The sequence below is a fragment of the Rhizobium sp. PP-F2F-G48 genome (assembly GCF_004342335.1).
Classification (GTDB): Bacteria; Pseudomonadota; Alphaproteobacteria; order Rhizobiales; family Rhizobiaceae; genus Ferranicluibacter.
The window spans coordinates 227,238-240,044 of sequence record NZ_SLVH01000002.1; the positions used below are offsets into that span (position 1 = coordinate 227,238).

Annotated in this window: 23 protein-coding genes and 1 pseudogene; all 24 read right to left on the bottom strand. The window is 60.8% G+C overall.

Annotation, left to right across the window (positions count from 1 at the left end; all coding sequences use genetic code 11):
• Positions 1 to 57: 57 nt before the first annotated feature.
• A complete protein-coding gene (locus C8J36_RS05655; protein WP_062596571.1) occupies positions 58 to 654 on the bottom strand; it encodes an adenylate kinase in 597 nt (198 codons plus the stop codon).
• Complete coding sequence (secY, locus tag C8J36_RS05660) at positions 651 to 1,991, bottom strand: preprotein translocase subunit SecY (protein ID WP_132533361.1); 1,341 nt, start codon at positions 1,989 to 1,991, stop codon at positions 651 to 653. The genes C8J36_RS05655 and secY overlap by 4 nt, the downstream gene beginning before the upstream one ends.
• A 315-nt stretch (positions 1,992 to 2,306) precedes the next feature.
• Positions 2,307 to 2,789: a 50S ribosomal protein L15 gene (gene rplO, locus C8J36_RS05665; protein ID WP_062596573.1), complete on the bottom strand. Its 483-nt coding sequence runs from the start codon at positions 2,787 to 2,789 to the stop codon at positions 2,307 to 2,309.
• Positions 2,790 to 2,802: 13 nt separating this feature from the next.
• Positions 2,803 to 3,003, bottom strand: coding sequence for a 50S ribosomal protein L30 (gene rpmD / locus C8J36_RS05670; protein ID WP_062596574.1), 201 nt, complete (start codon positions 3,001 to 3,003; stop codon positions 2,803 to 2,805).
• Positions 3,004 to 3,016: 13 nt separating this feature from the next.
• Positions 3,017 to 3,586, bottom strand: a complete 570-nt coding sequence (rpsE, locus tag C8J36_RS05675; protein WP_062468268.1) for a 30S ribosomal protein S5 — start codon at positions 3,584 to 3,586, stop codon at positions 3,017 to 3,019.
• A gap of 191 nt (positions 3,587 to 3,777) precedes the next feature.
• Positions 3,778 to 4,140: a 50S ribosomal protein L18 gene (rplR, locus tag C8J36_RS05680; RefSeq protein WP_062468270.1), complete on the bottom strand. Its 363-nt coding sequence runs from the start codon at positions 4,138 to 4,140 to the stop codon at positions 3,778 to 3,780.
• 12 nt (positions 4,141 to 4,152) lie between these two features.
• Entirely contained in the window at positions 4,153 to 4,686 is a 534-nt protein-coding gene (gene rplF / locus C8J36_RS05685; RefSeq protein WP_062596575.1) for a 50S ribosomal protein L6, read from the bottom strand.
• A 42-nt stretch (positions 4,687 to 4,728) separates the two neighbouring features.
• Positions 4,729 to 5,127, bottom strand: coding sequence for a 30S ribosomal protein S8 (gene rpsH / locus C8J36_RS05690; RefSeq protein WP_062468274.1), 399 nt, complete (start codon positions 5,125 to 5,127; stop codon positions 4,729 to 4,731).
• 12 nt (positions 5,128 to 5,139) lie between these two features.
• Positions 5,140 to 5,445 carry a 30S ribosomal protein S14 gene (gene rpsN / locus C8J36_RS05695; RefSeq protein ID WP_062596576.1) on the bottom strand — a complete coding sequence of 102 codons (306 nt, stop codon included), beginning with the start codon at positions 5,443 to 5,445 and terminating at the stop codon, positions 5,140 to 5,142.
• A 31-nt stretch (positions 5,446 to 5,476) separates the two neighbouring features.
• Positions 5,477 to 6,037, bottom strand: coding sequence for a 50S ribosomal protein L5 (gene rplE, locus C8J36_RS05700; RefSeq protein ID WP_062596577.1), 561 nt, complete (start codon positions 6,035 to 6,037; stop codon positions 5,477 to 5,479).
• Positions 6,037 to 6,339, bottom strand: a complete 303-nt coding sequence (gene rplX / locus C8J36_RS05705) for a 50S ribosomal protein L24 (protein WP_062596578.1) — start codon at positions 6,337 to 6,339, stop codon at positions 6,037 to 6,039. The genes rplE and rplX overlap by 1 nt, the downstream gene beginning before the upstream one ends.
• 13 nt (positions 6,340 to 6,352) lie before the next feature.
• On the bottom strand, positions 6,353 to 6,721 hold the full coding sequence (rplN, locus tag C8J36_RS05710) for a 50S ribosomal protein L14 (protein WP_062468282.1): 369 nt from the start codon (positions 6,719 to 6,721) through the stop codon (positions 6,353 to 6,355).
• A gap of 444 nt (positions 6,722 to 7,165) precedes the next feature.
• Positions 7,166 to 7,402 (bottom strand): 30S ribosomal protein S17, encoded by a 237-nt coding sequence (rpsQ, locus tag C8J36_RS05715; protein WP_062596579.1) that lies wholly within the window; start codon positions 7,400 to 7,402, stop codon positions 7,166 to 7,168.
• Positions 7,403 to 7,414: 12 nt separating this feature from the next.
• The gene (rpmC, locus tag C8J36_RS05720) at positions 7,415 to 7,615 is read right to left on the bottom strand and encodes a 50S ribosomal protein L29 (protein ID WP_062468286.1); all 201 of its coding nucleotides are present in this window, start codon (positions 7,613 to 7,615) and stop codon (positions 7,415 to 7,417) included.
• 11 nt (positions 7,616 to 7,626) lie between these two features.
• A complete protein-coding gene (gene rplP, locus C8J36_RS05725; RefSeq protein WP_062601052.1) occupies positions 7,627 to 8,040 on the bottom strand; it encodes a 50S ribosomal protein L16 in 414 nt (137 codons plus the stop codon).
• Between the two features lie 38 nt (positions 8,041 to 8,078).
• Positions 8,079 to 8,810: a 30S ribosomal protein S3 gene (rpsC, locus tag C8J36_RS05730; RefSeq protein ID WP_062468290.1), complete on the bottom strand. Its 732-nt coding sequence runs from the start codon at positions 8,808 to 8,810 to the stop codon at positions 8,079 to 8,081.
• Entirely contained in the window at positions 8,810 to 9,199 is a 390-nt protein-coding gene (gene rplV, locus C8J36_RS05735) for a 50S ribosomal protein L22 (protein ID WP_062596581.1), read from the bottom strand. The genes rpsC and rplV overlap by 1 nt, the downstream gene beginning before the upstream one ends.
• Positions 9,200 to 9,201: 2 nt before the next feature.
• Positions 9,202 to 9,480: a 30S ribosomal protein S19 gene (gene rpsS, locus C8J36_RS05740; protein ID WP_056335754.1), complete on the bottom strand. Its 279-nt coding sequence runs from the start codon at positions 9,478 to 9,480 to the stop codon at positions 9,202 to 9,204.
• Positions 9,481 to 9,496: 16 nt separating this feature from the next.
• Positions 9,497 to 10,333 carry a 50S ribosomal protein L2 gene (rplB, locus tag C8J36_RS05745; protein ID WP_062596582.1) on the bottom strand — a complete coding sequence of 279 codons (837 nt, stop codon included), beginning with the start codon at positions 10,331 to 10,333 and terminating at the stop codon, positions 9,497 to 9,499.
• Positions 10,334 to 10,392: 59 nt separating this feature from the next.
• Complete coding sequence (locus C8J36_RS05750) at positions 10,393 to 10,686, bottom strand: 50S ribosomal protein L23 (protein ID WP_062468296.1); 294 nt, start codon at positions 10,684 to 10,686, stop codon at positions 10,393 to 10,395.
• Positions 10,683 to 11,303 (bottom strand): 50S ribosomal protein L4, encoded by a 621-nt coding sequence (rplD, locus tag C8J36_RS05755; RefSeq protein ID WP_062596583.1) that lies wholly within the window; start codon positions 11,301 to 11,303, stop codon positions 10,683 to 10,685. The genes C8J36_RS05750 and rplD overlap by 4 nt, the downstream gene beginning before the upstream one ends.
• Positions 11,303 to 11,998 carry a 50S ribosomal protein L3 gene (rplC, locus tag C8J36_RS05760; RefSeq protein ID WP_062468299.1) on the bottom strand — a complete coding sequence of 232 codons (696 nt, stop codon included), beginning with the start codon at positions 11,996 to 11,998 and terminating at the stop codon, positions 11,303 to 11,305. Before rplC ends, rplD begins: the two co-directional genes overlap by 1 nt.
• Before the next feature lie 173 nt (positions 11,999 to 12,171).
• Positions 12,172 to 12,480, bottom strand: a complete 309-nt coding sequence (gene rpsJ / locus C8J36_RS05765; RefSeq protein ID WP_003507767.1) for a 30S ribosomal protein S10 — start codon at positions 12,478 to 12,480, stop codon at positions 12,172 to 12,174.
• A 140-nt stretch (positions 12,481 to 12,620) separates the two neighbouring features.
• A pseudogene (tuf, locus tag C8J36_RS05770) lies at positions 12,621 to 12,807 on the bottom strand (elongation factor Tu); the annotation flags it as partial.

Here is a 12,807-nt window from a genome sequence, read left to right on the forward strand (position 1 = left end):
AAAGTCAACTCCCGGCCAGTCCTTTTCTTGTCCAACAAGGCTTTGCGCCCGGTATCGTCAGACTTCGGCCGCAGCCGAAGCAAGAATCTCGTTGATCTGTCGCGTGACTGTTTCCACAGGCGCCATTCCGTCAAGCGTCTTCAGCTCTCCGGTCTTCGCGTAATGCTGCGAAAGAGGCGCGGTCTTCTCGCGATATTCGACAAGACGCTTCTTAACCGATTCTGGATTGTCGTCCGAGCGAACTTTACCGCCGGCCGCCAAAGTTTCCGCGACTCGGTTCTCGATGCGCCGCACGAGCGCGTCCTCGTCGACCTTCAGCTCGATGACCGCATCGAGCTTCAGACCCTTCTGGTCGAGCATGTGCCCGAGAGCGATCGCCTGCGGGACCGTGCGCGGGTAACCGTCCAGGATGAAGCCACGGGCGCAATCCTCGGCATCGATTCGGTCCGAGACGATCTCGTTGACGATCTCGTCGGATACGAGCTGGCCCGCATCCATCACGGCCTTTGCCCGCTTGCCGACGTCGCTCTCCTCCGCGACGGCAGCACGCAGCATGTCACCGGTCGACAACTGGGGAATGCCGAAGCGTTCCGTCAGAAGCTTGGCCTGCGTCCCCTTGCCGGCCCCGGGCGGTCCTAAAAATATCAGTCTCATCGGCCCCTCTTCCCTCCACGCAACTTCGACTTCTTGATCAGCCCCTCATACTGCTGGGCGATCAGATGACCCTGTATCTGTGCTACAGTATCCAGCGTCACGCTGACAACAATCAAAAGCGATGTACCACCAAGGTAGAACGGCACCCCGGTCTGCGCGATGACGAATTCCGGAAGGATGCAGACGAAGATCAGGTAGACCGCGCCGATGACGGTAATGCGCGTCAGGACGTAGTCGATGTATTCCGCCGTCCGCTCACCCGGGCGAATGCCGAGGATGAAGCCGCCATGCTTCTTCAGATTGTCTGCCGTGTCCTTCGGATTGAAGACGATGGCCGTGTAGAAGAAGGCGAAGAAGGCGATCATCGCGGCATAGAGGATCATGTAGAGCGGCTGGCCGTGCGCAAGCGAGCCGACGATGGTCGTGGCCCAGACGGGGAGCGTGGCGCTGTCTGCGAAGCCTGCGAGGGTCGCGGGAAGCAGCAGCAGGGAAGATGCGAAGATCGCCGGGATGACGCCGGCCGTGTTCAGCTTCAGCGGCAGATGCGAGGTGTCGCCCTGGAACATCCGATTGCCGACCTGGCGCTTCGGATACTGGATCAGAAGGCGACGCTGTGCCCGCTCGACGAAGACGATGAGCGCGATGACAGCGACGACCATGATGATGATGCCGAGAATCAGCGGCGTCGAGAGCGCGCCTGTGCGGCCAAGCTCCAGCGTACCGGCGAGAGCCGTCGGCAGGTGGGCGACGATGCCCGCGAAGATGATGAGCGAGATGCCGTTGCCGATGCCGCGCGAGGTGATCTGCTCGCCGAGCCACATCAGGAACATCGTGCCGCCCAGCAACGAGATGACGGTGGAGATGCGGAAGAACCAGCCCGGATCGTTCACGAGACCGTTGCCGCTCTCCAGACCCACGGCGATGCCATAGGCCTGCAGCAGCCCCAGGAGCACCGTGCCGTATCGCGTGTACTGGTTGATGATCTTGCGGCCCTGCTCGCCTTCCTTTTTCAGCTGTTCCAGCGACGGAACGACCGAGGTCATCAGCTGGACGATGATGGAAGCGGAGATATAGGGCATGATTCCGAGCGCGAAGATCGCCATGCGCGAGACCGCGCCGCCAGAAAACATGTTGAAGAGACCGAGGATGCCGCCGCTCTGTCCCTGGAAGGCCTGCGCGAACGCATCGGGATTCAGACCGGGAAGCGGGATATAGGTGCCCAGCCGGTAGACCAGCAGCGCGCCAAGCGTGAACCAGAGGCGCTTCTTGAGGTCCTCCGCCTTCGCGAACGTTCTGAAATTGAGATTGGAGGCGAGCTGTTCCGCTGCAGAAGCCATGCGATTCTCCGCGTAGCCAGTTCCGAACCCGCGGCGTCAGACCCGGCCGACTCCGGAAAAGCTTGAATTACGTTTCTGCACGACGTCTTAGAACCAAATCGATTGAAAGAGCAATCATGCGCTTGTCGATATCTCCAGGCATCGCGTCACATTCCCTTGAAATGTGACCCGTTCGCCCGGCGCTATCCGGCTCGAAGAGTCTGGCCGACCCGGCCCTTGTCCCCTGCCCTTCACGTCTCGCCCGCGCTCGTCGCGCGTCCTCCAGACGCAATAAACCGCCCGGTGTGTAGCACCCCGGGCGGTTCGACTTCAAGATTATTCGCTGGCAGCGACCGGCTTGGCGGACAGCAGCTTGATGGAGCCGCCGGCCTTTTCGATCTTCTCGATCGCGGACTGCGAGGCACCGGCCACTTCGATCGTGACCTTGCCCTTGAGTTCGCCGTCCGAGAGGATACGAACGCCATCGCGGGCGCGACGGATGATGCCGGCAGCCTTCAGGGCAGCGGCGTCGATCGTGGCGGCAGCGTCGAGCTTCTTGGCATCGATCGCGGTCTGGATACGGCCGAGCGACACGACAACAAAGTCCGAACGGAAGATGTTGTTGAAGCCGCGCTTCGGCAGACGACGGTAGATGGGCATCTGACCGCCTTCAAAACCGTTGATCGCGACGCCGGAACGGGCCTTCTGACCCTTGACACCACGGCCGGCCGTCTTGCCCGAACCGGAGCCGATACCACGGCCCAGACGCTTGCGCGAATGGGTGGCACCTTCGTTGTCTCTGACTTCATTCAGCTTCATGATGGTATCTCCCTCACTTCTCGTCGATAACGCGGACGAGGTGCTGGACGGACCGGATCATGCCGCGAACGGAAGGTGTGTCTTCCAGCGTGCGCACCCGGTGCATCTTGTTGAGACCCAGGCCGATCAGCGTTGCACGCTGGCTGGCGGGGCGGCGGATGGGGCTGCCGATCTGCTCGACAGTAACCGTCTTACCGGTGGTTTCAGTGGCCATCGTACGGACTCCCTTATTCTTCCGACGTGACGCCAGCCGCTTCGCGACGGGCCTGCAGCGTGGCGAACTTGAGGCCGCGCTGTGCCGCGATGTCCTTCGGGTGCATCTGGTTCTTCAGAGCATCGAAGGTGGCGCGGATCATGTTGTAGGGGTTGGACGAACCGGTCGACTTGGCAACGACGTCGTGCATGCCGAGCGTTTCGAAAACGGCGCGCATCGGGCCGCCGGCGATGATGCCGGTACCGGCCTTGGCCGAACGCAGCAGGACCTTGCCGGCGCCGTGGCGACCGTGAACGTCATGATGCAGGGTACGGCCGGAGCGCAGCGGAACGAAGATCAGTTCGCGCTTGGCAGCTTCGGTGGCCTTGCGGATGGCTTCCGGCACTTCGCGTGCCTTGCCATGACCGAAGCCAACGCGGCCCTTCTGGTCGCCGACGACGACGAGAGCAGCGAAGCCGAAACGACGGCCGCCCTTCACCACCTTGGCGACGCGGTTGATTGCGACGAGCTTGTCGACGAATTCGCTGTCGCGCTCTTCGCGGTTCTGGCGGTCGTCGCGAGAACCTCTTCTTTCTTGTGCCATTGTCCTTTTCCTTTTTCTTTTCCGGGTGCAATCGGCAGATTGATCGGTGCCGCCCCTCGCAAGTGCCAGAGTACGGCGAATTCCCGACATGGCTTCGGCCCGGATGTACCGGGCCGGCCCGTCGTGGAAATGGGAGCCTTACTTCTCTTCGTCAGATTCGGAAAGCCGGAAACCGGCTTTCCTCACCGAACTTAGAAGTTGAGGCCACCTTCGCGGGCGGCTTCAGCCAGGGCCTTGATACGGCCATGATAGATGAAGGCGCCACGATCGAAGACGACGTCCTTGACGCCGGCTTCGGATGCACGCTCCGCGAGGAGCTTGCCGACGGCAGCAGCTGCCGCCGTGTCGGCGCCCGTCTTCAGAGACGTGCGCAGACCGGTGTCGAGCGTCGAAGCGGACGCCAGCGTCGTGCCGGCGACATCGTCGATGACCTGTGCGTAGATGTTCTTCGACGAGCGATGAACCGACAGGCGCGGACGGCCGTTGGCGACCGCCTTGATTTGACGACGAACGCGCGAAGCGCGACGTACAAGATTATCTTTCCTGCTAGCCATTTCGCGTGATCCTTACTTCTTCTTGCCTTCTTTGCGGATGATCCGCTCGCCCGCGTACTTCACGCCCTTGCCCTTGTAGGGCTCGGGGCCGCGATATTCGCGAATCTCTGCGGCCACCTGGCCGACCTGCTGCTTGTTGATGCCCGAGACGACGATTTCCGTCGGCTTGGGAACAGCGATCGTGATGCCTTCCGGCGTCTGGTAGACGACGTCATGGCTGAAGCCGAGTGCCAGCTGCAGGTTCTTGCCCTGCAGCGCCGCGCGGTAACCGACGCCGTTGATTTCGAGCTTGCGCTCGAAGCCGTCCTTCACGCCCTTCAGGATGTTCTCGACCATCGTGCGGGACATGCCCCACTTGGAACGAGCGTCCTTGGACTGGCTGACCGGCTCGACGACAACGGCGTTGTCCTCAAGCTTGACAGAGACTTCGTCGTTGGCGACGAAGAACAGTTCGCCCTTCGGGCCCTTTGCCGTCACCTTCTGTCCATCGACAGTCGCGGTGACACCAGCGGGAACCTGAACGGGCTTCTTACCGATACGAGACATGTTTCAATCCTGTCTGTTCGTTCTGGAGATCCCTGTTCCGTATTAGAATACGGAGCAGAGGACCTCGCCGCCGACGTTCTGTTCACGAGCCTGGTGATCGGCCATCACACCCTTCGGGGTCGAAAGGATGGTGATGCCGAGACCGTTCGCGACCTGCGGAATGGACTTGACCGAGACATAGACCCGGCGGCCCGGCTTGGACACGCGGCCGATCTCACGGATCACCGACGCGCCTTCGTAGTACTTCAGCTCGATGTTGAGCTCGGACTTGCCGTTGTCGAAATCGACTTCGGAATAGCCGCGGATGTAGCCTTCGGACTGCAGCACGTCGAGAACGCGGGCACGCAGCTTGGAAGCCGGCGTCGTTACGTTCGTCTTGCGGCGTGCAGCGCCGTTACGGATACGGGTGAGCATATCGCCCAAGGGATCAGTCATTGTCATTTGCCCGTCTCCTTACCAGCTCGACTTCACGATACCCGGAATCTTGCCGAAATTGCCCAGTTCGCGCAGGGCGATACGGGACATTCCCAGCTTCCGGTAGTAGGCGCGCGGACGGCCGGTGACTTCGCAACGGTTGCGAACGCGGGTCTTCGACCCATCACGCGGCAGGCTTGCCAGTTTCAGAGTTGCCTTGAACCGCTCTTCGATCGGAAGAGACTGGTTCATGATGGTCGCCTTCAGCTCGGCCCGCTTGGAGGCCTGCTGGGTAACCAGCTTGCGGCGGCGCTTGTTCTTTTCAACTGCGCTCGTTTTCGCCATGAAACGTAATCCTTCTGCTTGTCGTTACGGCTTACTGGCGGAACGGGAAGTTGAACTCTGTGAGCAGAGCCCGCGCTTCGTCGTCCGTCGTGGCCGTCGTGCAAACGATGATGTCCATGCCCCACATCTGATCGACCTTGTCGTAGTTGATCTCAGGGAACACAATGTGTTCCTTCACGCCCATGGCGAAGTTGCCACGGCCGTCGAAGGATTTTGGGTTCAGGCCGCGGAAGTCGCGAACGCGCGGAAGCGCGATGTTGATCAGGCGGTCCAGAAATTCGTACATGCGTGCGCCGCGCAGGGTGACCTTCGCGCCGATCGGCATGTCTTCGCGCAGCTTGAAGCCGGCGATGGAGGTACGGGCCTTGGTGACGACCGGCTTCTGGCCGGCGATCGCTGCAAGGTCGGCCGCTGCAATCGAAGGCTTCTTCGAGTCGCCGGTGGCTTCGCCAACACCCATGTTGATGACGATCTTGTCGAGCTTCGGGATCATCATTTCGTTGGCGTAGGAGAACTTCTCCCGCAGCGCCGGACGAATGCGAGCGTTGTATTCGCTCTTGAGCCGCGGCTCATAGGACTTGGTGTCAGCCATCAGATAACATCTCCCGAACGCTTGGCCACGCGAACCTTCTTGTCGCCATCGATGCGGAAACCGACGCGGGTGGCCTTGCCGTCCGTGTCAGCGATCGCGATGTTCGACAGGTGGATCGGGGCTTCCTTGTTGATGATGCCGGCTTCCTGGCTCTGGGTCTGGCGCTGGTGACGCTTCACCATATTGACGCCACGCACGACAGCCTTGTCGTCCTTCGGCATGACCTGGATAACTTCGCCGGTCCGGCCCTTGTCCTTGCCGGCGAGTACGACGACCTTGTCGCCCTTACGAATCTTGTTCATCTCTAATCGCCCCTTACAGTACTTCTGGAGCCAGCGAGATGATCTTCATGTGGTTCTTGGCGCGAAGCTCGCGCGGAACCGGTCCGAAGATACGGGTGCCGATCGGCTCTTTCTTGTTGTCGATAAGAACGGCTGCGTTGTTATCGAAGCGGATGACGCTGCCGTCCGGACGGCGGATGTCCTTGGCGGTGCGTACGACGACCGCCTTCATCACATCGCCCTTCTTGACGCGGCCGCGCGGGATGGCTTCCTTGATGGAAACGACGATGACGTCGCCCACGGAAGCATACTTGCGCTTGGAGCCGCCCAGCACCTTGATGCACATGACACGACGTGCGCCGGAATTATCCGCCACGTCGAGGTTTGTTTGCATCTGAATCATGTCAGGTCGCCTTCTTGTTGTGACCGGACCGGTTGGGATCTCCTCATCGTGAAAGAGAGCCCCCTGTTCCGGCTTATGAAAATTTGCATGCGGCGCGCTGCACCCTCTTGCGAAGGGCGGCACGCCACAATGCTTTCAATGGCATTCCCAGTCCCTCGCCTCTTTGAGAGAAACGGGCGGGACATGATGCGACAGCGCGGGATCGATCTTGCCAGGGTGGTTTCCTGAAAACAGGACCTTCCGTGCGCTCAAAGCAAAAGAACGCTCGTAACCCCGAGCGTTCCGTGGCTGCTTCATACAGAGATTCTCGCCGATTACAAGGGGTGAGGTCCGAAACCCCGGCCAATTTGGCCAGAACCCCGACCCTGCCCCATGGTACGAAGACGCCGCGCTTCCGTGTCTTGGCGACACTGCGCGGCGTCATCGGCGTAAAGTCTGGTCGAATTAAGCCTGGGCGGAAATGACCGTCCAGGTCTTGTCCTTGGAGATCGGCGCGCATTCCTGAATGGAAACAAGGTCGCCGACCTTGAACTGGTTCTTCTCGTCGTGCGCCTTGTACTTCTTGGAGCGACGGACGGTCTTCTGGAGGATTGGGTGCGCAAAGCGGCGCTCGACCCTTACGACGACGGTCTTCTCGTTCTTATCGGAGACGACGGTGCCCTGCAGAATGCGTTTCGGCATTTTTCTTGGTCCTTAGGCCTTGGCTTCTGCCGCCTTCTGGCGGGCAATGGTTTTGATGCGCGCGATGTCCTTGCGGACCTCGTTGATGCGCGACGACTTTTCAAGCTGGCCGGTCGCCTTCTGGAAGCGCAGGTTGAACTGCTCCTTCTTCAGCTTGGCAAGCTCGTCGTTGAGCTGGTCGGCGCTGAGCGCCCGAACGTCATTGGCTTTCATGGGGCTTCTCCTTACTCCGCAATGCGCTGAACGAAGCGCGTCTTGACGGAGAGCTTCGCAGCACCAAGACGAAGGGCTTCGCGAGCGAGCTCCTCGTTGACGCCATCGATCTCGAACATCATACGACCAGGCTTGACCTTGCACGCCCAGTATTCGACGGAGCCCTTACCCTTACCCATGCGGACTTCGGTCGGCTTCGCGGTGACCGGAACGTCCGGGAATACGCGGATCCAAACGCGGCCGGCACGCTTCATGTGACGCGTGATCGCGCGGCGGGCCGCTTCGATCTCGCGCGCATTGACGCGGTTCGGTTCGAGGGACTTCAGGCCGAATTCACCAAAAGCGAGATCAGACCCGCCCTTGGCTACGCCCTTGATGCGGCCCTTGAATTGCTTGCGATACTTCGTACGCTTTGGCTGCAACATTTTTTTAATTCTCCGATATTGGCTGCCAAACGCGACTGTTACGCGTTTTCACGACGGCGATCACGATCGCGATCGCGATCACGTCCGCCACTACCCTGACTGTCACTCTCGCTCGCACGGCGCTCGGAGGCCATCGGATCGTGCTCAAGGATTTCGCCCTTGAAGATCCAGACCTTGATGCCGCAGATACCGAATGCCGTCACAGCTTCGGCAACACCGTAGTCGATGTCGGCGCGGAGCGTGTGAAGCGGAACGCGACCTTCGCGATACCATTCGGTTCGTGCGATTTCCGCGCCACCCAGACGGCCGGCGCAGGTGATCTTGATGCCTTCGGCACCCAGACGCATGGCCGACTGCACCGAACGCTTCATTGCACGGCGGAAAGCCACGCGGCGCTCGAGCTGCTGGGCGATCGACTGAGCGACGAGCGTCGCGTCGACTTCCGGCTTGCGCACTTCAACGATGTTGAGATGCGTTTCCGAGTTCGTCATCTCCGACAGCTTGCGACGCAGCTTTTCGATGTCCGCGCCCTTCTTGCCGATGATCAGACCCGGGCGAGCCGAGTGGATCGTGACGCGGCACTTCTTGTGCGGACGCTCGATGACGACCTTCGAGATGCCGGCCTGCTTCAGTTCGTCCATCAGATACTTGCGGATCTTCAGGTCTTCGTGCAGCAGCTTGCCGTATTCGGCATTGTCGGCGAACCAACGGCTATCCCAGGTCCGGTTGATACCGAGACGGAAACCGATTGGATTGATTTTCTGGCCCATTATGCGGCCTCCCCTTTGGCTTCCACTTCACGAACAACGATCGTCAAGTGCGCAAACGGCTTTTCGATCCGCGATGCACGGCCGCGACCACGGGCGTGGAAGCGCTTCATCACCATCGACTTGCCAACGAAAGCTTCCGCGACGACGAGCGAGTCGACGTCGAGGTCGTGGTTGTTCTCGGCGTTTGCGATGGCCGATTCCAAGGTCTTCTTGACCGTGCCGGCAATGCGCTTGCGGGAGAATTCAAGTTCGGCCAGAGCGCGGTCGACCTTCTTGCCGCGGATCATCGCGGCAACGAGGTTGAGCTTCTGGGGGCTGACGCGGATCGTGCGCGCAACAGCCTGCGCTTCATTATCCGCCAGCCGACGTTCGGCTTTTGCCTTGCCCATCGTTACTTCCTCTTTGCCTTCTTGTCCGCACCGTGACCGTAGTAGGTCCGGGTCGGAGAGAATTCACCGAACTTGTGACCGACCATGTCTTCATTGACGCTGACGGGTACATGCTTGGAACCGTTGTAGACGCCAAAGGTCAGACCGACGAACTGCGGCAAGATGGTGGAGCGACGGCTCCACATCTTGATGACCTCATTGCGCCCGCCTTCGCGAACCTTCTCAGCCTTCTTGAGAAGATAGCCGTCGACGAACGGACCTTTCCATACTGAACGAGCCATTTGTGACTACCTCTTCTTACTTCTTGCGCTGGTGGCGCGAACGCATGATGAACTTGTCGGTCGACTTGTTCGAACGCGTGCGCTTGCCCTTGGTCGGCTTGCCCCACGGCGAGACCGGATGACGGCCGCCCGAGGTGCGGCCTTCACCACCGCCGTGCGGGTGGTCGACCGGGTTCATGACGACGCCGCGGTTGTGCGGGGTCTTGCCGCGCCAGCGGGTACGACCGGCCTTGCCGTCGTTGATGTTGCCGTGGTCCGGGTTGGACACGGCGCCGATCGACGCGAGGCAGCTCGCATGAACCAGGCGCTGTTCGCCGGAGTTGAGGCGCAGGATCGCCATGCCCTGGTCGCGACCGACCAGCTGCACGTAGGTGCCTGCCGAGCGCGCCATCTGGCCACCCTTGCCGGGCTTCATTTCCACATTGTGGATGATGGAGCCGACCGGGATGAACTGCAGCGGCATGGTGTTGCCGGGCTTCACGTCGACAGCCTTCTCGGAGGCGATCACCTTGTCGCCGACAGCGAGACGCTGCGGAGCGATGATGTAAGCCTGCGTGCCGTCTTCGTACTTGATGAGCGCGATGAACGCCGTACGGTTCGGATCGTATTCCAGACGCTCGACCGTGCCGTCCACGTCGAACTTGCGACGCTTGAAGTCGATCAGGCGATAGGTGCGCTTGTGACCGCCGCCGATGAAGCGGGCCGTGATGCGACCAAGGTTGTTACGACCACCACTCTTGGTGAGACCCTGTGTCAGCGCCTTGACCGGCTTGCCCTTGTAGAGCGAAGACCGGTCGACGATGACCAGCTGACGCTGGCTCGGGGTCGTCGGATTGAAACTTTTCAATGCCATTTTCTTGTTCCCTTTTGGGTCCTTACCCGGGGGTTATGAAACCGCTCTGGGTTTAACCTTTAGAGTCCGGTGGAGACGTCGATGGACTGACCGTCAGCAAGTGTGACGATCGCCTTCTTGACATCCCGCTGCCGGCCAGCGAAGCCACGGAAGCGCTTGAGCTTGCCCTTGCGGAGAAGCGTGTTCACTGCCGTAACCTTGACGCCGAACAGAGCTTCGATCGCAGCCTTGATCTCGGGCTTCGATGCGTCCTTGGCGACGTTGAAGATGATCTGGTTCTGTTCAGAAACCAGCGTGGACTTTTCGGTGATCGACGGAGAGAGGATCACATCATAATGGCGAAGATCCGTCACTTGAACCGCTCCTCCAGAGCCTCGATCGCATCCTTGGAAAGCACGAGCTTGCCGCGGCGCAGAATGTCGTAAACGTTGATGCCCTGGATCGGCAGAACATCCACGTTCGGGATGTTCTTGGCAGCGAGCTTGAAGTTGTTGTCGAGCTCGGCGCCGCCGATGATCAGTGCGTTGGTCAGGCCGAGCGATGCAAATGCACCGGTCAGGGCCTTCGTCTTGGCTTCAGCCGCAACCAGGCTGTCCACGATGATCAGCTCGTCGGCCTTCATCTTGGCAGACAGGGCGTGACGCAGGCCGAGGGCGCGAACCTTCTTGGGAAGGTCATGCTCGTGGCTGCGCGTGACCGGGCCATGAGCCTTGCCACCACCGCGGAACTGCGGAGCGCGTGCGGAATGGTGACGAGCGCGGCCCGTACCCTTCTGCTTGTACATCTTGGCGCCGGTGCGGGAGACTTCGCCGCGCGTCAGGGTCTTGTGCGTGCCCTGCTGCTTCTTGGCGAGCTGCCAGCGAATGACGCGGGCGATCAAATCCTGGCGGACGTCCAGGCCGAAGATGGCGTCGGACAGGGAAACCGTGCCTGCGTCCTTACCATCCAGTGTGGTGACGGTGAGATCCATTATTCGGCTCCCTCATGTGCTGCTGCGCGGACGCCGGCCGGACGCGGAGCGTTTTCCGGGATGCCGGCCTTGATGGCGTCGCGGACGACGATCCAGGAGCCCTTGGAGCCGGGAACGGCGCCCTTGACGAGGATCAGACCGCGGTCTTCATCGGTGGATACGACTTCGAGGTTCTGGGTGGTGATGCGCGTCTGGCCCATGTGGCCCGCCATGCGCTTGCCCTTCCAGACGCGGCCCGGATCCTGGTTGGAACCGGTCGAACCATGCGAACGGTGCGAGACCGACACGCCGTGCGTTGCACGCAGACCGCCGAAGTTGTGGCGCTTCATGGCGCCGGCAAAGCCCTTACCGATCGAGGTGCCCGTCACATCGACCAGCTGGCCGGTGACGAAGTGGCTTGCCGTCAGCTCGGAGCCGACGTCGATCAGGTTTTCCGAGGTGACCCGGAACTCGACGAGCTTTGCCTTCGGCTCGACGTTTGCAGCGGCGAAGTGGCCGCGCATCGCCTTCGGCGTGTTCTTGACCTTGGCCTGGCCTGCGCCGAGCTGCACGGCGACGTAGCCGTTCTTTTCTTCCGTGCGCTGGCCTACCACCTGGCAGTTTTCCATCCGCAACACGGTCACTGGAATGTGCTCGCCGGCGTCGTTGTAGACCCGGGTCATTCCCACTTTCTGTGCAATCACACCTGAACGCATCGGTTCATTCCTCTTCAGAGTCCCTGTCGGGGAAAACCCCTTCAGCCTCTTTGTTCAAGGCTTCCATCCGGCATTCCCGCCATTGGTCACCCGTTTCTGGAAGTCGTTGGACGGGATGTCCACGTACCTTCCTTGTTATATCCACCCGGTCCGAAGCGTTCCGGGAGGGGCCTTTAGAGCTTGATCTCGACGTCGACGCCGGCGGCCAGATCGAGCTTCATCAGGGCGTCGACCGTCTGCGGGGTCGGGTCGACGATATCGAGAAGACGCTTGTGCGTGCGCATCTCGAACTGTTCGCGGCTCTTCTTGTCGACGTGGGGCGACCGGTTGACCGTAAACTTTTCGATGCGCGTGGGCAGCGGCACGGGACCACGGACGCTGGCGCCCGTACGCTTGGCCGTCGACACGATTTCGCGCGTGGAGGCATCGAGGATCCGGTGATCAAACGCCTTGAGGCGGATGCGGATATTCTGGCCGTTCATTCGACTAGTCCTTTTTTCCGTATGGGCAACTGGCCATACGCCAAATCTTCAATTGTTACGATCGGCCGCGTCTTGTCAAAAAGCGCAGGAACCGGGTTGTTAGCGCCCGGTCCCTGCTAGGTCAACGGCCTAGCCGCTGATTACTCGACGATCGAAGCCACGATGCCGGCGCCGACGGTCCGGCCGCCTTCGCGAATTGCGAAGCGCAGCTTTTCTTCCATCGCGATCGGAACGATCAGCTCGACGGCAACGGTGACGTTGTCGCCCGGCATGACCATTTCCGTGCCTTCCGGAAGCGTGACGATCCCGGTCACGTCCGTCGTGCGG

Coding starts and splice junctions, on each gene's coding strand:
- rplP (WP_062601052.1), bottom strand. CDS start 8,040: ATGTTGCAGCCAAAGCGTACGAAGTATCGCAAGCAATTCAAGGGCCGC.
- rpsS (WP_056335754.1), bottom strand. CDS start 9,480: ATGGCTCGTTCAGTATGGAAAGGTCCGTTCGTCGACGGCTATCTTCTC.
- rplE (WP_062596577.1), bottom strand. CDS start 6,037: ATGGCTGACACCAAGTCCTATGAGCCGCGGCTCAAGAGCGAATACAAC.
- rpsC (WP_062468290.1), bottom strand. CDS start 8,810: ATGGGCCAGAAAATCAATCCAATCGGTTTCCGTCTCGGTATCAACCGG.
- rplF (WP_062596575.1), bottom strand. CDS start 4,686: ATGTCTCGTATCGGTAAGAAGCCCGTTCAGGTTCCCGCTGGTGTCACC.
- rplB (WP_062596582.1), bottom strand. CDS start 10,333: ATGGCATTGAAAAGTTTCAATCCGACGACCCCGAGCCAGCGTCAGCTG.
- rpsN (WP_062596576.1), bottom strand. CDS start 5,445: ATGGCGAAAACGAGCGCAGTTGAAAAGAACAAGCGCCGCCGCAAGCTG.
- rpsQ (WP_062596579.1), bottom strand. CDS start 7,402: ATGCCGAAACGCATTCTGCAGGGCACCGTCGTCTCCGATAAGAACGAG.
- secY (WP_132533361.1), bottom strand. CDS start 1,991: ATGGCTTCTGCAGCGGAACAGCTCGCCTCCAATCTCAATTTCAGAACG.
- rpsE (WP_062468268.1), bottom strand. CDS start 3,586: ATGGCACAAGAAAGAAGAGGTTCTCGCGACGACCGCCAGAACCGCGAA.
- rpsH (WP_062468274.1), bottom strand. CDS start 5,127: ATGACAATGACTGATCCCTTGGGCGATATGCTCACCCGTATCCGTAAC.
- rplN (WP_062468282.1), bottom strand. CDS start 6,721: ATGATTCAGATGCAAACAAACCTCGACGTGGCGGATAATTCCGGCGCA.
- rplR (WP_062468270.1), bottom strand. CDS start 4,140: ATGGCTAGCAGGAAAGATAATCTTGTACGTCGCGCTTCGCGCGTTCGT.
- rpsJ (WP_003507767.1), bottom strand. CDS start 12,480: ATGAACGGCCAGAATATCCGCATCCGCCTCAAGGCGTTTGATCACCGG.
- rplC (WP_062468299.1), bottom strand. CDS start 11,998: ATGCGTTCAGGTGTGATTGCACAGAAAGTGGGAATGACCCGGGTCTAC.
- rplO (WP_062596573.1), bottom strand. CDS start 2,789: ATGAAGCTGAATGAAGTCAGAGACAACGAAGGTGCCACCCATTCGCGC.
- rpmD (WP_062596574.1), bottom strand. CDS start 3,003: ATGGCCACTGAAACCACCGGTAAGACGGTTACTGTCGAGCAGATCGGC.
- rplV (WP_062596581.1), bottom strand. CDS start 9,199: ATGGGCAAGGCAAAAGCCGAACGTCGGCTGGCGGATAATGAAGCGCAG.
- rpmC (WP_062468286.1), bottom strand. CDS start 7,615: ATGAAAGCCAATGACGTTCGGGCGCTCAGCGCCGACCAGCTCAACGAC.
- rplX (WP_062596578.1), bottom strand. CDS start 6,339: ATGAACAAGATTCGTAAGGGCGACAAGGTCGTCGTACTCGCCGGCAAG.
- rplD (WP_062596583.1), bottom strand. CDS start 11,303: ATGGATCTCACCGTCACCACACTGGATGGTAAGGACGCAGGCACGGTT.
- C8J36_RS05655 (WP_062596571.1), bottom strand. CDS start 654: ATGAGACTGATATTTTTAGGACCGCCCGGGGCCGGCAAGGGGACGCAG.